Genomic DNA, 20,382 nt, shown 5'->3' on the forward strand with positions numbered 1-20,382 from the left:
GCGGCCGCGCCCGCAGCCGTGCATCTGCCCCCAACCCGACCGCCCTCCCCTTTCCGCCTCAGGCCCCGACAACCCGCAGCGGCCCCCGTCAACCCCGATACGGCGGTGCCACCCCCCAGCCCCACTTCGGCACCGGCTGCTCCGCCGGCGGCTCGGCGTCCGGGCCCGAGAAGTACACGGCGAGGCGGGTGCCCCATTCCACGTAGGCCAGGAAGGCCGAGCGGAACTCGGCGTCGGTGGGAAGGCCGGCCTCGTCCGCCGCGTCCTGGATGAGGTTCACCCAGCGGCGCCGCTGCGGCTCGGTGATACCCCGGCCGAAGTGCTTGGCGACCATGTGGCTGTGGCCGCCCTGGGTCGCGGAGTAGGTGGCCGGGCCGCCGAAGACCTCCGCGAGCCGGAGGGCGACGTGCGCGGCGTGCTCGGGGGCCAGGCCCGCGAAGACCGGGGCGAGGAGGTCGTCCCGCAGCACCTTGGCGTAGAAGACGTCCGTCAGGCGGGAGAAGGCCTCGGCGCCGCCCGCCCACTCGTAGAGGGTCGGCACGGCGGAGCCCTCGCCGCGCACCGACGTGGCTTTGTAGTGGCGCATCTCCTCGAAGTCGCCGACGAACGGGCGGATCTCGGCGAGGAAGGCGGGGAACAGGTCGGACGTGCGAAAGCCCTGGAGGTGGTCCTCCGTCGACGTCCAGGTGATGCGCAGGATGAAGTGCGCGAAGTCCTCCTCGCAACGGGTGAGTTCGTAGTCGACGCAGTGGGGTGAGGCCGCGAGGTGGGGCGCGGCACGGGTGTAGGCGGCGAGGAACTCCGCGGACCGCGCCTCGGGGATGCGGTAGCGGATGTACTCGACGGTGGTGGATGCGCCGGCTGTCTCGGCCGTCATGGGGCCACGCAAACACGGAAGGGGCGGCGGAGGCTGCCCCTCCGGGGCGGCGTTCGTTCAACGCTCGGCGGGGAGGCGCTGTCCGGCCTCTTTGGACCTGTCGAACCCGCTTGGTTTGGCTCTGTCGGCCGGGCCAAGGGCTGGGCAGGGTGAAGGGACGTCAAATTCTGCGGAGGTCAGTCTTGCCGAGGTCCAACTTGCCGAGGTCCATCGTGCGGGGGTCCGTCTCACGGAGGGCGGTCGGGCGGGGGTCGGTCCTGCCGGGGTCGGTCCTGCCGAGGGCTGTGCTGCCGGGGGCTGTGCTGCCGGGGTTCGACCCGGCCGGGTCGGTCCCGCGGAGGTCGCTGTGAGCATCGCGTTCCTGCTGACCGCCCTGGTCGTGACGGTCACGCCCGGCACCGGGGTGGTGTACACCGTCGCCGCCGGGCTGTCCCACGGCCGCCGGGCGAGCGTGGTCGCCGCGTTCGGCTGCACCCTGGGCATCGTGCCGCACCTGGCGGCGACGATCACCGGCCTGGCCGCGCTGCTGCACACCAGCGCGGTCGCCTACGAGACGGTGAAGTACCTCGGGGTCGGTTATCTGCTGTACATGGCGTGGGCCGTGTACCGGGGCAAGGGGGCGCTGCAGGTCGAGGAGGCCCAGCCCCGCCCGGCCGCCCGGGTGATCCTCTCGGCGGTGCTGGTCAACCTGCTCAACCCGAAACTGACGCTCTTCTTCGTCGCGTTCCTGCCGCAGTTCGTCCCGTCCGGCGCCTCCGGCTCCGTCGGCGCGATGCTCCGGCTCGGCGCGGTCTTCATGGCACTGTCCTTCGTCGTCTTCACCGCGTACGGCCTGTGCGCCGCGGCCGTACGCGACCGTCTGCTGGCCCGGCCGCGGGTGATGACCGGCATCCGCCGGGTGTTCGCCGCCTGCTTCGTGGGCCTGAGCGCACGGCTGGCGGTGGCATGAGCATGCGATTCAGGCACGCGGGCGCCGTCCGTCTCGACCACCCCGGCCTCACCGCCGGCGTCCTGTACGCCACCGGCATCGACGCCCGCGCCGACGTCGGCCCGCGCGTCGCCGAGTACACCGCGCGCGCGTCGGAGCGGCTGGCGGCCGAGGGCGCCGAGGGCGGCTTCCCCGAAGTCCTGGCCTGGCGGCGGGCGTTCGCGCGGATGGGGCTCAAGCCGACGCAGTACCGGTGCGCCTCGGAGTCGTTGCTGCGGCGGCTGCGGAAGGAGGGAAGCCTGCCGCGCATCCATCCGGTGGTCGACCTGTGCAACGCCGTCTCCGCGGCCTACGCCGTCCCGGTGGCGGCGCTCGACGCCGACCGCATCGCCGGGCCGCTGTTCGAGGTGCGGTACGCCCGCGGCGACGAGGAGTACACGACGTTCGGGGGCGCCGTCGAGCACCCCGCGCCCGGCGAGGTGATCTTCGCCGACTCCGCCGGGCGGTCCCATGCCCGGCGCTGGACCAACCGGCAGAGCGGCCACTCCGCCGTCGGGGAGCACACCCGCAGGATCCTGGTCGTGGCGGAGGCCCTGCACGACGGCGCTGAGGAGGTCGTGCCGGAGCTGTTGAAGACCGTCGCCGAGGAGCTGGCCGCGCACTGGCCGGCCGAACCGGCGACAGCCGTCCTCACCTCCGCCGCACCGGAGTTCGTCTTCCCGGACGCCGGGAAGCCGGCGGGGTGACCCGTGGCAGCATGGTTCGGGTGATCGAGCGGGAGCAGCGGACCGGCCGTACGACGGACGTCCCGTCCCCGCGCGGCGGGTCGGCCGCCCACGGCTCGGACTTCCTGCAGCTCGACGCCGACGACGCGCCTCGCGGCGGCAAGGCGGACTGGCTGGTAGGGCAGTTGCGGCGGGCGATGGCCGACGGCCGGCTGACCGTGGGCAGCAGGCTTCCACCCACCCGGGTACTCGCCGCCGAGCTGCGCGTCTCCCGCGGGGTGGTCGCCGAGGCGTACCGTCGGCTGACGGAGGACGGTCACGTCGAGGGGCGCCGGCGTGGCGGGACGGTGGTGGTGGCGGTCTCCCCCGCCCTGCCGTTCCCCGCCGCGGACACGGTGTCGGGCCCGGCCCCGGTCACCCCGCGTCCGGTGGGCCCGGGCACGCTGTTCGTCGAGCGCCCGGGCCCCGACGTCTTCGACGCGCTGCGCACCGCACCCTCCCGCATCGACTTCACGCCCGGCCGGCCCGACCTCACCGCGTTCCCCCGCGCGGCCTGGCTGCGTGCGGAGCGCGCCGTACTCACCGGGCTGTCCGCCGAGCACCTCGGCTACGGCGACCCGCGCGGCGCCCCGGAGCTGCGCCGCGCCGTCGCCGGCTGGCTGGCGCGCGGGCGCGGCATCCGGGTGGAGCCGGAGGAGGTGATCGTCGTCGCCGGCACCGCGCAGGCGCTCACCCTGCTGCACCCCGTACTGGCGACGGACGGCATCGACGCCGTCGCCGTCGAGGACCCCGGTTCGCTCGGCACCCGCCAGCACCTGGAGCACGGCGGCCTGGCCACCCCGCCGGTGCCGGTCGACGACGACGGCGTCCGCGTGGACGCGCTGCGCGCCACCGGCGCCCGCGCGGTGCTGCTCACGCCCGCGCACCAGTTCCCCACCGGTGTGGTGACGAGCGGCGAGCGCCGCCGGGAGCTGCTGAGCTGGGCGGCGGACGGCGGCCTCATCGTCGAGGACGACTACGACGCCGAACACCGCTACGACCGGCCCCCGGTGCCCGCCCTGCGCGCGCTCCTCGACGACCGGGTCTGCTACCTGGGCAGCGTGTCGAAGCTGCTCGCGCCCGCGCTGCGGATCGGCTGGGTGGTGCCGCCGCGCAGGCACCGCGAGGCGCTGGTCGACGCCAAACGCTTCACCGACCTCGGCAACGCCGTACTGCCGCAGCTGGTGCTCGCCCGGCTGATGGAGTCCGGCGCCCTGGAGCGGCAGCTACGGCTGTTGCGCGGCCGCCACCGGCGCCGCCGCGACGAGATGATCCGTGCCCTCGCCGACCACCTGCCGGGCGCGGTGGTGCACGGCGCGGCGGCCGGACTGCATCTCACCGTCACCTACGCGCCGGACGTGCCGGACACCGAGCTGGCCACCGCCGCGCTGGCCCGGGGTGTGAAGGTCCAGCCGCTGTCCTGGCACCGGCAACTCACCGGCCGCCCCGGCCTCGTCCTCGGCTACGCGGCCACCCCCGCCGGTGTCATCCCCGAAGGGGTCGCGTCTCTCGGCGAGGCGCTGCGCACACTGGCCGCGTGACCCCCCGGGCGGTGTGCCCGGGGGCGCGGAGACACTCGGTGCGTCAGGGGGACGTCACGTGGCGGCGTTCTCCTTCACCGTGATCTTTCCCTTGCGGATCGTCGCCAGGCGCGGGGCCTTCTTCGCGATCGACGAGTCGTGGGTGACCATGATGAAGGTGAGCCCGTGCTCCTTCCACAGGGTCTCCAGCACGTCCATGATCTCGTCGCGCATCGACTCGTCGAGGTTGCCGGTGGGCTCGTCGGCGAGCAGCACCTTGGGCTGCTTCACGAGGGCGCGGGCGATGGCCACGCGCTGCTGCTGCCCGCCGGACATCTCGCTGGGGAGGTGCCCGAGCCGCTCGCCGAGCCCGACCGACCTCAGCGCCTCGGCGGCCCGCTCGCGCCGCTCCTTCCCCTTGACTCCGAGGGGGACGAGGGCGGTCTCGACGTTCTCCTGCGCGGTGAGGGTCGGGATGAGGTTGAACGACTGGAAGACGAAGCCGATGTTCTCGCTGCGCACCTTCGTCAGCCGGGCCTCGGACAGCTTGGCCAGGTCGGTGCCGTCGAGGACGACCTCGCCCTCGGAGGGCCGGTCGAGTCCGCCGAGCATCTGCAGCAGGGTGGACTTGCCGCCGCCGGTGGGGCCCTGGATGACGAGCCGGTCGCCGTCGGGGATGGTCAGGTCGACGCCGTCCAGGGCGTGGACGGTGTCCTTGCCGCGGGTGTAGCGCTTGGTGACGCCTCTGAGTTCGTACATGGGTCAACTCCTGGGTGCGGTGAGGGGGTCGGGGACAGCGGCTACGGCTACTCGACGCGTCGCAGCGCGTCCGCCGGCCGCAGCCGGGACGCCCGCCAGCCGCCGAAGGCCCCCGCGATCAGCCCGCCGGCCACGGCGAGGCCGACGGCGATCGCGACCGTGGTGACGCTGACCGGCGCGGTGAGCGCGACGTCCAGCGTCCTGGCCGCGGCCTGCCGCCCGGGACCGCCGAAGCCGCCGCCACCGGGGCCGCCGCCCGTGCCGCCGCCACCTCCGCCGGAGCCCAGCTGCGCCTGCAGGGTCGGGCTGACGGCGGTCACGGCGTACGCGCCGGCCAGGCCCAGCGCGATCCCGAGTACGCCGCCGAGCAGGCCGTTGACCATCGCCTCACCGACGACCTGCCGGGTCACCCGGCCGGACTTCCACCCGAGCGCCTTGAGCGTCCCGAACTCCCGCACGCGCCGCGACACCGCCGACGAGGTCAGCAGCCCGGCCACCAGGAACGCGGCGAGCAGCACCGCGATGGACAGCCACGTGCCGACGCTGGTGGCGAGGGAGGACGCCGTGGAGAGGGAGCCGGAGACGGTGTCGGCGAGGTCCGCGGAGGTCGTCACCGTCGTACCCGAGACGTTCTTCTGGATCGCGGACTTGACGCTGTCGATCTTCTGGGAGTCGGTCGCCTTGACGTAGATCGTGGTGACCTTGTTCTTCGAGTCGCTGAGGGTCTGGGCCTGGGTCAGCGGGATGTAGACGTCGGCGGCGGAGTCGCCGCTGTCGGCGGTGGCGATGCCGATCACACTGAACTCGACGCTCTTGACGGTGAGGGTGGAGCCGACCTTGAGCTCCTTCTCCTTGGCGTACGCCGAGTCGAGCACGGCGACCTTCGCGTCGGTCTCCGTCGACTTGAACGCACGTCCGCTGGTGATCTTGGAGGAGGTCAGCGGGCCGAGCGCGGGCTGGGTGACGTCGGTGCCGTAGACGGAGTAACTGTTGACGTCGAAGTCGGCGCCGCCGCCCTGTACTTCGCCCTGCGGCTGGCCGCCCCCGCCGCCGGCGCCGCCCGGACCGCCCTGCTGGCCGCCGTTGCCGTTCTGCTGGAACTGGCCGCGGGTGAACTGGCCGCTGACCTTGATGACCTGCAGGCTCAGTCCGCCGACCGCGTCCGCGACGCCGTCCTGCTCGCCGACCTCGGTGACGGTCGAGGTCGACAGGGTCTGGAAGCCCTGGACCATGACGCGGTCGCTGCTCTGCTCCTCGCCGGAGCCGTCGTCCTGCGCGTCGAACCGGAAGCGCGGCCGCTCGGAGGGGTTCGCGGTGGGCGTGGCGGCCTTGGTGACCGTCATGTCCGTTCCCAGGCCGTACAGGGACTGCAGGACCTTGTCCTGGGCCTTGCCCATGCCGGAGGACACGGAGGTGACCACGATGACCAGCGCGATGCCCAGCGCGAGGCCGGAGGCGACGACGAGGGCCGCCTTTCTGCGGCGGCGCAGTTCGCGCCTCAGGTAGGTGAAGAACATGCGCCGCAAGCTAGGCACGGAGCGTGATGAAGGAATAAGGCCGAGATAAGAGATCGATGAGAAGGCTGTGTCCGACCCCGGAAACACCGGTGCCGCCCCTGAGGGCGGCACCGGATCGCTGTGGGTCGGCAGTGGGACGGACCGTCAGGAACCGTCTCAGACGGCGGAACCGGCCTTCCACTGCGCCCAGTCCATGTTCCAGCCGTTGAGGCCGTTGTCCGGGGAGACGGTCTTGTCACCGGTGTTCTGGACGACCACGACGTCACCGACGATCGAGTTGTTGTAGAACCAGGCACCCGGCGTGCTGTTGTCGTTGGCGCCCTTGGTGTCGGACAGGCCGATGCAGCCGTGGCTGGTGTTCACCGAGCCGAAGATGGACTTCGCGCCCCAGTAGTTGCCGTGCACGAAGGTGCCGGAGGTGGTCAGGCGCATGGCGTGCGGCACGTCCTTGATGTCGTACTCGCCCTTGCCGTCGTCGTCGGTGAAGCCGACCGTCGCGCCGTTCATCCGGGTCTCCTTGAACTTCTCGGAGATCACCATCTGGCCCTCGTACGTCTTGTTCTCGGGCGAGCCGGCGGAGATGGGGATGGTCCGCACGGTCTTGCCGTCCTGCGTGACCTTCATCTGCTTGGTCTTCGCGTCGACGTACGTGACCTGGTTGCGGCCGATCTTGAAAGTGACCGTCTTCTGCTGGACGCCGAAGACACCGTCGGCGCCCTCGACGCCGTCGAGCGCGAGCTTCAGCGTGACGGTGGAGTTCTCCTGCCAGTAGTCCTCGGGACGGCAGTCCATGCGCTGGGTGTTGAACCAGTGGCAGACGACCTCCTGGCCGCTGCTGGAGGAGACCGTGACGCCCTTCTGGACGGCGGCCTTGTTGGTGATCTCCTTGTTGAAGTTGATCGACACCGGCATGCCCACACCGACGGTGGAACCGTCCTCCGGCGTGAAGTTGCCTATGAAGCTGTTGTCCGGGGAGACCGTGGTGAAGGACGCGTTCTCGTGGGCCTCGAGACCCTTGGAGTCCTTCGCGGTCGCCGCGAGCTTGTAGGTGGTGGAGCGCTCGAGCTGGACGCTGGGCTTCCAGCTGGTCTTGTCGGCGGAGAGCTCGCCCTCCACGGCGGTGCCGTCGGCGGCGGTCATCGTCACCTGGGTGAGCGTGCCCTTGCTCACCGTGACGGTCGCCGAGTTGTTGATGGAGGCGTTGTTCGAGCCGTCCGCGGGCGTGATCTTGATCTGGGCCTCGGAGGACTTCTGGGCCGCCGCCTCGTCGGCCTGGGCCTGCGAGGAGCCGTTCTTCCCGCCGTCCGAGGCGCTGCTGTCGCCACTGGAACAGGCAGAGAGCACCAGAACACCGCCGAGCAGTGCGGACGCGGTCATCAGACCCCTGCGCCGCCTACTGTCCGTCATCACACGCTTCTCCATCGTCGCCGATTCCCGATACCCCGAGAGTCCCCGTCAAAGACCAACAACGCTACGACCGGTTCGTCCCGTTCCACATTCCTCGAATGTGTGGGCCACACCACGTCCACGATGGCGGTGATCGCCCGGGACCGGTGGTGCGGTGTCGGTCAGTGCGTGTTGTGAGACGACGGAACCCCGGGTGGCGGTTGCCGCCCGGGGTCACGAATTCCCCAAGACGTTCAGCCGATGCCGCGCGCGCGGCCGTCACCGTCGACGTTCGCCCCGCCGTCCTCGCCGCCATCATCCTCGCCGAAGTCCCAGTCAGGCGAGTCGGGGTCGTATTCGATGGGTTCGCTCGACCACGAGGCCTGCTGGAGTTCGATCCCCGGCACCTCGCTGACGAGGTCGAACGGGTCGACGAGGTAGGCGAGGGCCTCGGCGGTGTCTTCCGTCACAGCGCTCTCGGCGTGCGCCCGCTCCGCCTCCGGGGCCTCCGGATCCTCCGCGACGCGGCGCAGAGCGGCCTCGGTCACGGCGTCCGCGTCCTGAACCTCCACGACGAGCTCCACGCGAAGCCGGACATATCGGGATGTCTCTTCAGTACTCATGCCGGGAGCGTACGGCTCCCGCCTCCCGCAACTTTCCCACGACCCGCGCCTTTCATTAGCATCGGGCCACACGGCCAATTCGCCAGCGCCACAAGGGGGATCGATATTCCGTGTCATCCGCTCGCCGTCCGTTGCTGACCGCCACCGCCGCGGGGACCCTCCTGGGCGCCCTGTGGTTCGTCCCGAACGCCAACGCGACACAGGACGCCCCGGCGAGAACGGACGCGACCTCGCGGACCACCACGCAGGCGCGGGCCGCGAGCACGACCGCTTCCGACGCCACGGGCGCCGAGGCGGCCGTCGGCACTGGCACCGGCGGCGACGGCGTCCGCCTCGCCGACACGGGCAGTTTCGACACCACCCCCTACGTGGTCGGCGGAACCACCCTGCTCGCACTGGGTGCGGGGTTCGTGGTTTATTCCGTTCGCCGGGAACGTCTCGGTTTTTGAAAAAACTTGACGCTCCGTCCGCGGGCACCTCATAGTCCGCTCATGAAGAGATCACAGGGTGCGCGGCTGTGCGCCACGGCTGCCGTGGGCGTTCTGTCGCTCGCCCTCATCACTGGTTGTTCCGACGAGGGGTCGAAGAAGGACTCCAAGGGGTCCTCGAAGGGTTCCGGTACCTCCTCCTCGTCGTCGGCTCCGGCCGCCAAGGCGCTCACCGCGGCCGAGCTCGAGAAGCTGCTCCTCGCGCAGGGCGAACTGAAGGGCTACAAGGTCGACTCGGGTGACGCCACGCTCCCGAAGTCCAAGAGCGTGGTGAAGGTGGACAAGGCCGAGTGCGAGCCGCTCGCCTACGCCATGGCCGCCCTCGCGCCGGGTGAGACGGACGCCGCCGTCAACAACACCGTGGCAGAGGACAAGACGGCGGACGCCACCGCCTCGACGGACCTCGGCGACCTCGAGGACGCGTTCAACGTCGCGACGACCTTCGTGGGCCTCTCCTCCTACGAAGGGGACGGCGCGGAGAAGGCGTTCAAGGCCGTCTCCGACGGCATCGCCGCCTGCTCCGGCGGATTCGGTATCGCCGCCGACGGCGAGAACCAGAAGATCACCAAGATCACTCCGGGGAAGGCCGTCGCGACCGCCGACGAGTCCACGGCGTTCACCGCCGTTGCCGACATGGACGGCCAGGGCACTGCATCGTTCCAGGTCGAGGTGGTGCGCAGCGGCAGCACGATCGCCACGTTCTACGCGATCAACTTCGCCGCGCTCTCGAAGGGCGGGGAGTCCAAGGTCCCGGCCGCCGTGATCGAAGCGCAGGTCGCCAAGCTGAAGTGAGCCTCCGGGGCCCTGCCGTCCGTCCGCGGGCGGCAGGGCCCCGCGTTGTCTACCGCAGCGGTCCGGTGACCGTCTCCGCCGCCGCGACGAGCCCTCCGTCGCGCACGAACGCGTCCGCCGCCGCGAGGTCGGGAGCGAGGAACCGGTCGGGCCCCGGCCCCTCGACCCCCGCCTTCCGCACGGCGTCGATGACCGCCCGGGTCGCGGGCGCCGGGGTCAGCCCCTCGCGGAGTTCGACGGCGCGCGTGGCGGCGTACAGCTCGACGGCGAGCACGCGCGTGAGGTTGTCGACGGCCGTGCGCAGCTTGCGCGCGGCGGACCAGCCCATGGACACGTGGTCCTCCTGCATCGCGGAGGACGGGATGGAGTCCGCCGAGGCGGGGACGGCCAGCCGCTTCATCTCGCTGACCAGCGCGGCCTGCGTGTACTGGGCGATCATCAGCCCGGAGTCGACACCGGCGTCGTCCGCGAGGAAGGGCGGCAGCCCGTGGCTGCGGTTCTTGTCCAGCAGCCGGTCGGTGCGGCGCTCGGCGATCGAGGCCAGGTCGGCGGCGGCGACGGCGAGGAAGTCCAGGACGTAGGCCACCGGGGCGCCGTGGAAGTTGCCGTTGGACTCGACGCGGCCGTCGGGCAGGACGACGGGGTTGTCGACGGCCGACGCCAGTTCCCGTTCGGCGACCAGCCGGGCGTGGGCCATGGTGTCCCGGCCGGCGCCGGCGACCTGCGGGGCGCAGCGGACCGAGTAGGCGTCCTGGACGCGGGGTGCGTCGTCCTGGTGGTGCCCGGTCAGCCCGGAACCCCGCAGCACGGCCAGCATGTTGGCGGCGCTGGCCGCCTGCCCGGGGTGGGGGCGGATGGCGTGCAGCTCGGGCGCGAGCACCCGGTCGGTGCCGAGGAGGGCCTCCAGCGAGAGGGCCGCCGTGACGTCGGCGGACTTGTAGAGGGTGTCGAGGTCGTCCAGGGCCATGATCAGCATGCCGAGCATGCCGTCGGTGCCGTTGAGGAGGGCGAGCCCTTCCTTCTCGCGCAGCTCCACGGGGGCGATCCCGTGCGCGGCCAGCAGCTCGCCGGCGGGCCGTACGACGCCGTCCGGACCCTCGGCGTCCCCCTCGCCCATGAGCGTGAGGGCGCAGTGGGAGAGCGGGGCCAGGTCGCCGGAGCAGCCGAGGGAGCCGTACTCGTGGACGACCGGGGTGATGCCGGCGTTCAGCAGGTCGGCCATGGTCCGCGCGACCTCGGGCCGTACGCCGGTGTGCCCGGAGCAGACGGTCTTGAGCCGCAGGAACATCAGGGCGCGTACGACCTCGCGCTCGACGCGCGGTCCCATGCCGGCGGCGTGCGAGCGGACGATGTTGCGCTGGAGCTGGGCGCGCAGCTCCGGGCTGATGTGCCGGGTGGCGAGAGCGCCGAAACCGGTGGAGACGCCGTAGACGGGTTCGGGCTTGGCGGCCAGCGCGTCCACGATCTCGCGGGCGGCGGCGAGGGCCGCCACCGCCTCTCCGGAGAGCTCGACCCGGGCGCCGCCGCGCGCCACGGCGAGCACGTCGGACGCGGTCACCCCGGACGTCCCCACCACCACAGTGTGCATATCCATATTCAGGAGCGTACGCAGTGAAGACGAAGATGTCACCAGTGGAGCCGGGGTCCGCCCCTTACCGATACGTCACACCGGCCGGTCCCCGGAAGGCCCCCTGCGGTCCGCGCTCAGCTCGGCCGCCCTCGGAAGCTCCGCCGCTCGGCGGCCGGCCCCCGCGGCGGCTCGTCGGCGAGGCGGACGACGGGGTCGTCGGGGCCCTCCCGTCCCGCGACGACCGGCCGGGCGGCCCGTACCGCCTTGGCCCGGTACTGGGCGGCGTCCGCCAGCCGGAACAGCCGCCGGGCGGAACACACCGGCCCGATCGGGTCCTCGGTCGACGCGACCCCGCAGGCCACTCCCTCGCCGAGTTCCAGTTCGGCGGCCCGCCGGCACAGTTCGCCGGCGACCTTCACCACGTCGTCGGCGGGCGGCCCGACAGCGAGCAGGCAGAACTCGTCCCCGCCCAGCCGGGCGGCCAGTGCGCCGGGCAGCATGGCCCCGCACAGCGACAGCACCGACCCGAACCGCTCCAGGAGCCGGTCCCCCACGGCATGGCCCCGGGTGTCGTTCACGCGCTTGAGCCCGTTGAGGTCGCACACGACGAGACTCACCACGTCCCCGTGCGCGCGATGCCGCTCGACCGCCTCCTCCAGCCGCACGTCGACGGCACGGCGGTTGGCCAGGCCGGTCAGGGCGTCCGTGAAGGCGAGCCGGCGGGCCTCCTCCAGCCGCTCGGTCTGCGCGAGCCCGGCGGCGACCACGGCGGCCAGGACCGTGGCGAAGTCGGCGTCGGCGCGGTCGAAGACGGGGGTGCCGGAGGAGCGCGCCACGTACAGCTCGCCCCAGGCGCGGCCGTGCAGCACGATCGGCGCGACGACACAGGAGCCGCGGCCGCGCCGGCGCAGGGCGGCGACACGCTGGTGGCAGTAGCCGGGGCGCCCCGCGGCGGGCCCCTGCGCCGTCTCCACCCAGGCGTTGGGCTCACCGCCGGACGCCCAGCGTTCGTGCAGGAACTCGGTGATCTCCGGGAACTGGTGCACCGGATAGGCCTCGCCTTCCGGGAACTCCTCCTCGTCCGGCGCCCGGTCCCCCACGTTCACGAGGACACGCAGCCGCCCGCAGTCCCGCTCCCACACCGAGAGCGCGGCGAAACCCCCGGCCAGCGCCCGGCACGCGCCGAGCGCCGCCGCCCGCCACGACTCACGGGGGGTGTGCGCGGCCGCCATCCCCTGCGCCAGCGCCACCACGGCCGCGAGGCGTCTGTCCTCACCCATTTCAACAGGTTATGGGCTTTTACTAACAAAGGGGACACCGGGCGGCCACTTCGAGTCACAGTGCCGCGCCCGCCCCTCACGGAGCCGCGCCCGCCCCGCCCCTTCAGGGTCCGGTCACTCCCCCGGCCACTGGGGCTTCCGCTTCTCGTTGAACGCGGCCACCCCCTCCGCCCGGTCCCCCGAGAAGGCCACCGCCCGCCACGCCGCGTCCTCGACCTCCAGCCCCGCCCGCAGATCCAGCCCCTGCCCCAGCCGCAGGGCCCGCTTCGCCGCCCGCAGCCCCACGGGCGAGTTGGCCCCGATCCGCGCCGCCAGCGCCAGGGCCTCCTCGCGGTCGCGCCCCTCCTCCACCAGCACGTCCACCAGCCCCAGCTCCCGCGCCTCCCCGGCCTCCACGCGCCGCGCGCTGAAGATCAGCTCGGCCGCCCGCGCCGCCCCGACCCGGCGCGGCAGCAGCTGCGTACCCCCACCGCCGGGAATCACCCCGACCGACACCTCGGGCAGTCCCACCACCGCCGTACGGTCGGCCACGATCACGTCGCAGGCCAGCGCCAGCTCGAACCCGCCGCCCAGAGCGAACCCGTGCACCGCCGCCACGGTCGGCACCGGCAGCTCCAGCACCCCGGTGTACGCCCCGCGCGCCACCGGCCGCTGCCGCACCAGCTCGGCGTCGGTGAAGGAGTTGCGCTCCTTCAGGTCGGCCCCCACGCAGAAGGCGCGCTCGTGCGTGGAGGTCACCACGACCACCCGCACGTCCCGGTCGTTCCCCAGTGCCGTACAGGCCGCCCCGACGGACCGGGCCATCTCCGTCGAGACAGCGTTCATGGCCTTGGGCCGGTCCAGGGCCAGCTCCGCGACATGCCCGTCCTCGTGCCGCCGCACCAGCACGAACTCCCCGAACCGTTCCTCGCTCATGACACCCTCCGGGTTAACGCGGGTTAACACTTCTCGCTCGCCCGATCATGGCAGCCGCGACCCGCCGGGGAAAGGGCGGCCGGGTTTCCGCGCACCGCCCCGCCCACCCGTTCGAGTGACATCCCACCCGAGTCCGCCCGCACCACCCGAGGCAGCGCATAACGTGCGTCCGCCACGGCGCGGAGGGGGCGCAACCACATCGGGAGGGGAACCGCTATGACGACCGCACAGGAATACCGGGGAAGTCCGCGCCGGGCGGACCCTGCGACCGCCCCCGAGCCCAGCGCCTTCCTCCGCTCCCCCCGCAGCCGCGGACGGCACCGCCGCCCCCGCCCCCGGAAGGTCCTGTTCGCCGCGGGCGGCCTGGCGCTGGCGGCCGGCGCGCTGAGCCTGATCCGGCTGACACCCGACGCGGGCGTGGGCGGTGTGGACACGGCGGAGGCCGGACCCCGCCTCGAACCCACCGCGCACTCCACCGACGTGACGAACACGGCCGCCGCCTCGCTGCCGACGCACCCCGAGGCGACCCCGACGGCTCCCGCCGCCATGGGCGGCACCGACGCGAGCCCGACACCACCGGCCGGCAGCGTGATCCCGACGCCGACCGCGTTCCCGACGTCCGCCGTCCGCACGCCGAGCGGCCCCTACACGCCTCGCACACCCGACGCGAGGCCCACCCCGGCACCGACCGCGTCCCAGGGGGCCGCCGCGCCCACTCCCACGCCCACGCGTCCGTCGGCCCCGGCCCCCGGCCCGAGCACGGCCTCGCCGGCTCCCGGGCCGGAGATCCCCGGCCTGTGCGTACCGGTCATCGGTCTCTGCGTGGATCCGCTCACCGCACCGGCGCACCGCTGACGGGGCTCAGGCGATCACTGGTCGCCGTCGACGCGCCGGGTCAGCAGCCAGGGCTCGACGACACCGAGCCCGCGCACCGGCCGCTGCCACATCGGCTGCAGTGCGAACCGGTAGACGGGCGGCTCCTCGCCCTCCTTCTCCGCGGCGGCCGCCTCCTCGGCGGCCTCCGCCTCGGAGGCGGGGGCGTCCCCCGTACGGATGAGCTCCTCGGCGAACGCGCTGTCCACCAGGACGGCGTCCCGGGGCGCTATGGACGTCAGCCGCGAGGCCAGGTTGACGGTCGTCCCGAAGACATCGCCCATCCGGGTGGTCACCGTCCCGAACGCCATGCCGACGCGCAGCTCGGGCATCGTCTCGTCGTTGCTCATCGTCTCGACGAGGCGCAGCGCGATGTCGGCGGCGGTACCGGCGTCGTCGGCGGCGTACAGGACCTCGTCGCCCAGCGTCTTGATGAGCCGCCCGCCGCGCGCTGCGACCAGGTCGGCGGCGGTCGTCTCGAAGGCCTCGACGAGCTCGCCGAGTTCCTCCTCCTCCATGCGGCGGGTCAGCCGCGTGAACCCGACGAGGTCGGCGAACCCGACCGCGAGCCTCCGGTCGACCATCTCCTCGTCGTCCGCGGCCTGCACGACCCGTCCGGCCGAGGCGGCGAGCTGCCGGCGCCACACGTAGACGAGGAACTCCTCCAGCTCGGGCAGCAGCAGTTCGACGATCGGATACGTGACCTCGGTGCGGGTCATCCCCGGCTCGGGGGGCTCGGTCAGCCCCTCCAGGAAGGAATCGATCTGCCACTCCGCCAACCGGGCGGTGGTCTGCCCGGTCGACCGCGCCACCTGCACCGCCATGGCCTCGCTCAGCAGCCCCGCCTCGACGAGACCGGCGAGCCGCCGCAACGCCAGGACGTCCGCCTCGGTGAGCGCCCTGGCCTGCCCTATGTCGGCGAAGCCCATCGCCCGCCAGAAGCGGGACGCCAGTTCCATGGAGACACCGGCGCTGCGGGCCGCCTGGAAGGGGGTGTAGCGCCGCTCGGCCCCGAGGATGAGCTGCTCCAGACGCAGGGCGAGCGGGTCCTCGCCGGGTTCGGCGGCCTGGGGGTCCCGCCGCTCGAGCGCATTCGAGGGTGGGGGCTGGTCAACCCGGCCGTCCGCGCCCGCGCCGGAGCCCGTGTCGTCGACGGTCACGCCTGCTGCCCTTCCGATCTACCGCGGTCAGGTATCGACCGGCCTCAACTCTACGGCAGGTGTGCGCCAGCTCACTCCGTCAGACGGAGCGACGGGGCGCTGCCGTTCGGGCGTACGTCACCCGGCGTGGGGACGGCCGCCGACCAGGGGTCCGGGGGTCCAGGAGCGGAACGCCCCCGGCGGGGTCCCGAAGGCCGGAGCCCCCTGGACGACGGGGCCCTACGCCGGCCGCAGGTGCACGATGTCCCCCGCCCCCACCGGCTCCTGCACGCCCGTCTCGGAGGCGATGACGAGCCGTCCGTCCCCGTCCACGGCGACCGCCTCCCCCACCACGGAGCGGTCCCCGGGAAGCTCGGCGCGCACCACCCGCCCCAGGGTCGCGCACCCGGCCGCGTACGTCTCCTGCAGTCCGCTCACCGCCGGATCGCCCCCCGCGTCCCGCCACCGCCCGTACCACTCCGCCAGGGACCGCAGCACGGCCCGCAGCAGGGGGTCCCGGTCCGTGCTCACGGCCCCGGCCAGCGCCAGCGACCCCGCCTGCGGCACGGGCAGTTCCTCGGCCCGCAGCGTGACGTTGACGCCGACCCCCAGCACCACGCCGTCCGCCCCGGCCCGCTCCGCCAGGATCCCGCCGGCCTTGCGCTCCTCGCCGCCGACGGTCACCAGCAGGTCGTTGGGCCACTTGAGCGCCGTGTCCACCCCGGCGGCGCGCGACAGCCCCGTGGCCACCGCCACGCCCGTCAGCAGGGGCAGCCACCCCCACCGCTCCACCGGCACCTGAGCCGGTCGCAGCAGTACGGAGAAGAAGAGCCCGGACCGGGCGGGCGCCGTCCACTGCCGGTTGAGCCGCCCCCGCCCGGAGGTCTGCTCCTCGGCGACCAGGACCGTCCCCTCGTCCGCCTTCCCGGCCGCCGCCAGCGCCACCAGGTCGGAGTTGGTCGAGCCGGTCCGGGACACGACCTCCACCGCCGTCCACAGCCCGCCCTCCCGCACGAGCCCCCGCCGCAGCGCGGCGGCGTTGAGGGGAGGGCGGTCCAGATCGGACCACCGGCCGTTGTTCGGGTCTGATGCATCTCGCGGCGTCATGCAAGCCACCCTAGGTGTGGTAAACGCCGCACTGCCGATCGGTAGGGCCACCACTACGCTACGGATGAGTAACCGTCCCCCCTTTTGAGCAGGCAGGGAGCCGCATCCCGATGTCCGAGCCGGAAGAGCGCCAAGAGATCGACATCCACACGACCGCGGGCAAACTCGCGGATCTCCAGCGCCGCGTCGAGGAGGCGACGCACGCCGGCTCCGCACGTGCGGTCGAGAAGCAACACGCCAAGGGCAAGCTGACGGCCCGTGAGCGCATCGAACTCCTCCTCGACGAGGACTCCTTCGTCGAACTGGACGAGTTCGCCCGCCACCGCTCCACCAACTTCGGCCTGGAGAAGAACCGCCCGTACGGAGACGGTGTCGTCACCGGCTACGGCACGGTCGACGGCCGGCCCGTCGCCGTCTTCTCCCAGGACTTCACCGTCTTCGGCGGTGCCCTCGGCGAGGTCTACGGCCAGAAGATCGTGAAGGTCATGGACTTCGCCCTCAAGACCGGCTGCCCGGTCATCGGCATCAACGACTCCGGCGGCGCCCGCATCCAGGAGGGCGTGGCCTCCCTGGGCGCCTACGGCGAGATCTTCCGCCGCAACACCCACGCCTCGGGTGTGATCCCGCAGATCAGCCTGGTCGTCGGCCCCTGCGCGGGCGGCGCGGTCTATTCCCCGGCCATCACCGACTTCACGATCATGGTCGACCAGACCTCCCACATGTTCATCACCGGCCCGGACGTCATCAAGACGGTCACCGGCGAGGACGTCGGCTTCGAGGAGCTGGGCGGCGCGCGCACCCACAACTCCGTCTCGGGCGTGGCGCACCACATGGCGGGCGACGAGAAGGACGCCATCGAGTACGTCAAGCAGCTGCTGTCGTACCTGCCGTCCAACAACCTCTCGGAGGCCCCGGCGTTCCCGGAGGAGGCGGACCTCTCCGTCACCGACGAGGACCTGGAGCTGGACACGCTGGTCCCGGACAGCGCCAACCAGCCGTACGACATGCACACGGTCATCGAGCACGTGCTGGACGACGCCGAGTTCTTCGAGACGCAGCCGCTGTTCGCGCCGAACATCCTCACGGGCTTCGGCCGCGTCGAGGGTCACCCGGTCGGCATCGTCGCCAACCAGCCGATGCAGTTCGCCGGCTGCCTGGACATCACGGCCTCCGAGAAGGCCGCGCGCTTCGTGCGCACCTGCGACGCCTTCAACATCCCGGTGATCACCTTCGTCGACGTGCCCGGCTTCCTGCCCGGCGTCGACCAGGAGCACGACGGCATCATCCGCCGCGGCGCCAAGCTGATCTACGCCTACGCCGAGGCGACCGTCCCCCTGATCACGGTCATCACCCGCAAGGCCTTCGGCGGGGCCTACGACGTCATGGGCTCCAAGCACCTGGGCGCCGACCTCAACCTCGCCTGGCCGACCGCCCAGATCGCCGTCATGGGCGCCCAGGGCGCGGTCAACATCCTGCACCGCCGCACCATCGCGGAGGCCGAGGCGAGCGGTGAGGACGTCGAGGCGGTGCGCGCCCGGCTGATCCAGGAGTACGAGGACACCCTCCTCAACCCCTACGTCGCGGCCGAGCGCGGCTACGTCGACGCGGTGGTCATGCCGTCCGACACCCGCCGCCACATCGTGCGCGGCCTGCGTCAACTGCGCACCAAGCGGGAATCCCTGCCTCCGAAGAAGCACGGCAACATCCCCCTGTAAGGAGCCTCTGTGATCAAGGTCGTACGGGGCAATCCGACCCCGGAGGAGCTGGCCGCCGCACTGGCGGTGGTCAGGGCCCGCGCCGCGGCGGCGTCCGCCACGCCGTCCGGCGCGCCGACGACGAAGGACGCCTGGTCCGACCCGTCGCGCATCGCCGGACACCGGCTGCCGCGACCAGGCCGGGCGTCATGGGCCCGCACGTACTGGCCGAGCTGAGAGCAGCCCGCCCGGGGGCGCGGGGCCGTGTCGACCCGCGGCTCCGCAACGCGTGGGCGTGACGAGCCCGCCTCGGCCCGCAGCCGCCGTACTGCGGGCCGGGAGCGGGCCGGCGACATTGAGTACGCGTACTCAGGCGCCCCGGCGGCGGCCTCGCGCACCCTGGAACCATGCTGTGGTCCGACCCCGAGAACGAGCCGCCCAAGGAACTGCGCGACATGCAGGAGACCTTGCGGCGCCTCGGCTTCTTCCTGGCCGTGGCCATGATGCTGGCGATGATCGTGATCGGCGTCAGATGAAGCGACCGGCCGGGGCCGAGCGCCAGCGGATACGCTGATCGCATGACTGATCAGCCGCGCCGTCGACTCGTGCTCGCCTCCCAGTCCCCCGCCCGGCTGGGCCTGCTGCGGCAGGCCGGGCTCGACCCCGAGGTGATCGTGAGCGGGGTCGACGAGGACGCCGTCACCGCCCCCACCCCGGCCGATCTGGCGCTCGCCCTCGCGGAGGCGAAGGCCTCCGTCGTGGCCGCGAAGCCCGAGGTCAAGGGCGCCCTGGTGATCGGCTGCGACTCGGTCCTCGACCTGGACGGCGCGGCCCTGGGCAAGCCGGCGGACGCCGAGGAGGCCACCGCCCGCTGGAAGGCGATGCGCGGGCGGGCCGGCACGCTCCAGACCGGGCACTGCGTCTACGACACCGTCAGCGGGCGGTACGCCTCCGCCGTCGCCTCCACGGTCGTGCGCTTCGGCGAGCCCACGGACGAGGAGATCGCCGCCTACGTGGCCTCGGGCGAGCCGCTCCACGTCGCCGGTGCGTTCACCCTCGACGGCCGTTCGGCCCCGTTCATCGACGGCATCGACGGCGACCACGGCAACGTCATCGGCATCAGCCTGCCCCTCCTGCGGCGCCTGCTGGCCGACCTGGGTGTCGGGATCACGGAGTTGTGGGCGCCGCCGGCGGAGTGACCGGGGGCGGCCCCTCACCCCGCGGAGCCTCGCCCTTCGGCCCGCCGTCCAGCGGCCCGGCGTCCCGGGGCTCCGGGGCGCCCGCGCCACCCTGACGGTCGTACGTCATCAGCAGCAGCACGATGAGCGCGAGCACGGCCACCATGAGCAGGAACGCGGGCCAGCCCACGAGCCCCCAGGCGAACGCGCCCAGCAGCCCGTGCACGACCGCGGCGCTGATCAGCAGGATGCGGCCCAGTCCGGCCGGCGGGCGGCCGCGCAGCGCCACCAGCAGGGCCACCAGCCCGCACAGGGCGAAGTAGAGGCCGAAGACGATGCCGCCGATCTTCGACGACGTGGACATCATGTCCGGGTCCAGGCCGGCCAGGGACATGTCCTGCCGGTCCACGACCACCCCGAGGAACCAGTTCAGCGCCGCGACGCCGAGCGCCTCCGCGAAGAGCACGACCGCCACGATCGCCGCCACCGGTCTGTGCACCACCGGTCCCCACCCACTTTCGACCCAGCCCCGAGCAGGACTGCCGTTACCCGAAGTACGTTCGAGACATCGCGAACGCTACTAACGGGTAAACCGCGGGACAAGGGTTCTGCGTCCGGCAAAGAATCGTTGGGCCATTCGTAGGGACTCCACAAAGAATCAGAGTGGGCCGCAGCACGCCCTCACAGAGACCTTGACCACAGTGGAGGGCTAGGGTTTCCGGGAGGAGTGCTGCGTACGGCGGTACTACAAGGGATTTCGCGGTCGAGTGAGCCTCGCATCACGCTCCGTGTGGGCAAGCTCACCTTTGGGGACGGGTCGAAGAGCCGTGTCGGCAGTCCCTAAACTCGGCTTGTTTCAAGGAGGGAGCCTCAATCGTGCGCAAGGTGCTCATCGCCAACCGTGGCGAAATCGCAGTCCGCGTGGCCCGGGCGTGCCGGGATGCCGGTATCGCGAGCGTGGCCGTCTACGCC

At 72.4% G+C, this 20,382-nt stretch carries 22 protein-coding genes; 11 read left to right on the forward strand and 11 right to left on the reverse strand.

Features of this window, described 5'->3' with window-relative positions:
- Positions 1-88 precede the first annotated feature (88 nt).
- Entirely contained in the window at positions 89-877 is a 789-nt protein-coding gene (locus ACIHAR_RS31655) for a group II truncated hemoglobin (RefSeq protein WP_400022823.1), read from the reverse strand.
- A gap of 346 nt (positions 878-1,223) precedes the next feature.
- Between ACIHAR_RS31655 and ACIHAR_RS31660 the strand changes: the two genes are divergently transcribed.
- From ACIHAR_RS31660 to ACIHAR_RS31670, 3 genes are read left to right on the forward strand one after another with little or no spacing between them, the layout of a single operon-like run.
- Positions 1,224-1,826 (forward strand): LysE family translocator, encoded by a 603-nt coding sequence (locus ACIHAR_RS31660; protein ID WP_400022824.1) that lies wholly within the window; start codon positions 1,224-1,226, stop codon positions 1,824-1,826.
- A 2-nt stretch (positions 1,827-1,828) separates the two neighbouring features.
- Positions 1,829-2,551 (forward strand): B3/4 domain-containing protein, encoded by a 723-nt coding sequence (locus ACIHAR_RS31665; RefSeq protein ID WP_400022825.1) that lies wholly within the window; start codon positions 1,829-1,831, stop codon positions 2,549-2,551.
- An 11-nt stretch (positions 2,552-2,562) separates the two neighbouring features.
- A complete protein-coding gene (locus ACIHAR_RS31670) occupies positions 2,563-4,110 on the forward strand; it encodes a PLP-dependent aminotransferase family protein (RefSeq protein WP_400022826.1) in 1,548 nt (515 codons plus the stop codon).
- Positions 4,111-4,164: 54 nt separating this feature from the next.
- Here ACIHAR_RS31670 and ACIHAR_RS31675 read toward each other — a convergent pair whose 3' ends face one another.
- The 4 genes from ACIHAR_RS31675 to ACIHAR_RS31690 all read right to left on the reverse strand — a co-directional run bounded on the left by ACIHAR_RS31675 (position 4,165) and on the right by ACIHAR_RS31690 (position 8,374).
- On the reverse strand, positions 4,165-4,848 hold the full coding sequence (locus ACIHAR_RS31675; RefSeq protein WP_365461236.1) for an ABC transporter ATP-binding protein: 684 nt from the start codon (positions 4,846-4,848) through the stop codon (positions 4,165-4,167).
- Positions 4,849-4,895: 47 nt separating this feature from the next.
- Positions 4,896-6,365 carry an ABC transporter permease gene (locus ACIHAR_RS31680; protein WP_400022827.1) on the reverse strand — a complete coding sequence of 490 codons (1,470 nt, stop codon included), beginning with the start codon at positions 6,363-6,365 and terminating at the stop codon, positions 4,896-4,898.
- A gap of 156 nt (positions 6,366-6,521) precedes the next feature.
- On the reverse strand, positions 6,522-7,772 hold the full coding sequence (locus ACIHAR_RS31685) for an Ig-like domain-containing protein (RefSeq protein WP_365461232.1): 1,251 nt from the start codon (positions 7,770-7,772) through the stop codon (positions 6,522-6,524).
- Positions 7,773-8,005: 233 nt separating this feature from the next.
- Entirely contained in the window at positions 8,006-8,374 is a 369-nt protein-coding gene (locus ACIHAR_RS31690) for a hypothetical protein (protein WP_365461230.1), read from the reverse strand.
- Between the two features lie 110 nt (positions 8,375-8,484).
- Here ACIHAR_RS31690 and ACIHAR_RS31695 point away from each other — a divergent pair, with 110 nt between their 5' ends.
- Together ACIHAR_RS31695 and ACIHAR_RS31700 are read left to right on the forward strand one after the other, a co-directional pair.
- The gene (locus ACIHAR_RS31695) at positions 8,485-8,823 is read left to right on the forward strand and encodes an LPXTG cell wall anchor domain-containing protein (protein WP_365461228.1); all 339 of its coding nucleotides are present in this window, start codon (positions 8,485-8,487) and stop codon (positions 8,821-8,823) included.
- 42 nt (positions 8,824-8,865) lie between these two features.
- Positions 8,866-9,654, forward strand: coding sequence for a hypothetical protein (locus tag ACIHAR_RS31700; RefSeq protein ID WP_400022828.1), 789 nt, complete (start codon positions 8,866-8,868; stop codon positions 9,652-9,654).
- Between the two features lie 49 nt (positions 9,655-9,703).
- Here the strand turns inward: ACIHAR_RS31700 and hutH are convergent, their stop codons facing one another.
- The 3 genes from hutH to ACIHAR_RS31715 all read right to left on the reverse strand — a co-directional run bounded on the left by hutH (position 9,704) and on the right by ACIHAR_RS31715 (position 13,419).
- A complete protein-coding gene (gene hutH / locus ACIHAR_RS31705) occupies positions 9,704-11,242 on the reverse strand; it encodes a histidine ammonia-lyase (RefSeq protein WP_400022835.1) in 1,539 nt (512 codons plus the stop codon).
- 116 nt (positions 11,243-11,358) lie between these two features.
- Entirely contained in the window at positions 11,359-12,504 is a 1,146-nt protein-coding gene (locus ACIHAR_RS31710; protein WP_400022829.1) for a diguanylate cyclase domain-containing protein, read from the reverse strand.
- Between the two features lie 114 nt (positions 12,505-12,618).
- Positions 12,619-13,419: an enoyl-CoA hydratase-related protein gene (locus ACIHAR_RS31715; protein WP_365461222.1), complete on the reverse strand. Its 801-nt coding sequence runs from the start codon at positions 13,417-13,419 to the stop codon at positions 12,619-12,621.
- A 216-nt stretch (positions 13,420-13,635) separates the two neighbouring features.
- Between ACIHAR_RS31715 and ACIHAR_RS31720 the strand changes: the two genes are divergently transcribed.
- Positions 13,636-14,274, forward strand: a complete 639-nt coding sequence (locus ACIHAR_RS31720; RefSeq protein WP_400022830.1) for a hypothetical protein — start codon at positions 13,636-13,638, stop codon at positions 14,272-14,274.
- Positions 14,275-14,288: 14 nt separating this feature from the next.
- Here the strand turns inward: ACIHAR_RS31720 and ACIHAR_RS31725 are convergent, their stop codons facing one another.
- A complete protein-coding gene (locus tag ACIHAR_RS31725; protein ID WP_365461218.1) occupies positions 14,289-15,452 on the reverse strand; it encodes an adenylate/guanylate cyclase domain-containing protein in 1,164 nt (387 codons plus the stop codon).
- Between the two features lie 219 nt (positions 15,453-15,671).
- The gene (locus tag ACIHAR_RS31730) at positions 15,672-16,538 is read right to left on the reverse strand and encodes a biotin--[acetyl-CoA-carboxylase] ligase (RefSeq protein WP_400022831.1); all 867 of its coding nucleotides are present in this window, start codon (positions 16,536-16,538) and stop codon (positions 15,672-15,674) included.
- A gap of 110 nt (positions 16,539-16,648) precedes the next feature.
- On the opposite strand from ACIHAR_RS31730, the gene ACIHAR_RS31735 reads away from it, so the two are divergent.
- The 4 genes from ACIHAR_RS31735 to ACIHAR_RS31750 all read left to right on the forward strand — a co-directional run bounded on the left by ACIHAR_RS31735 (position 16,649) and on the right by ACIHAR_RS31750 (position 19,431).
- A complete protein-coding gene (locus ACIHAR_RS31735; protein WP_365461214.1) occupies positions 16,649-18,253 on the forward strand; it encodes an acyl-CoA carboxylase subunit beta in 1,605 nt (534 codons plus the stop codon).
- A 9-nt stretch (positions 18,254-18,262) separates the two neighbouring features.
- A complete protein-coding gene (locus ACIHAR_RS31740; protein ID WP_365461212.1) occupies positions 18,263-18,469 on the forward strand; it encodes an acyl-CoA carboxylase epsilon subunit in 207 nt (68 codons plus the stop codon).
- A gap of 170 nt (positions 18,470-18,639) precedes the next feature.
- Complete coding sequence (mmpB, locus tag ACIHAR_RS31745) at positions 18,640-18,768, forward strand: morphogenic membrane protein MmpB (RefSeq protein WP_384659112.1); 129 nt, start codon at positions 18,640-18,642, stop codon at positions 18,766-18,768.
- 42 nt (positions 18,769-18,810) lie between these two features.
- The gene (locus ACIHAR_RS31750) at positions 18,811-19,431 is read left to right on the forward strand and encodes a Maf family protein (RefSeq protein WP_400022832.1); all 621 of its coding nucleotides are present in this window, start codon (positions 18,811-18,813) and stop codon (positions 19,429-19,431) included.
- Here ACIHAR_RS31750 and ACIHAR_RS31755 read toward each other — a convergent pair.
- Entirely contained in the window at positions 19,400-19,912 is a 513-nt protein-coding gene (locus ACIHAR_RS31755) for a hypothetical protein (protein ID WP_365461206.1), read from the reverse strand. The genes ACIHAR_RS31750 and ACIHAR_RS31755 overlap by 32 nt on opposite strands.
- Before the next feature lie 374 nt (positions 19,913-20,286).
- Between ACIHAR_RS31755 and ACIHAR_RS31760 the strand changes: the two genes are divergently transcribed.
- Positions 20,287-20,382: biotin carboxylase N-terminal domain-containing protein (locus tag ACIHAR_RS31760; RefSeq protein WP_279617129.1), on the forward strand; the 96-nt coding region annotated here is incomplete at its 3' end.

It is taken from the genome of Streptomyces sp. NPDC052016, from assembly GCF_044548445.1.
Taxonomy (GTDB): Bacteria; Actinomycetota; Actinomycetes; order Streptomycetales; family Streptomycetaceae; genus Streptomyces.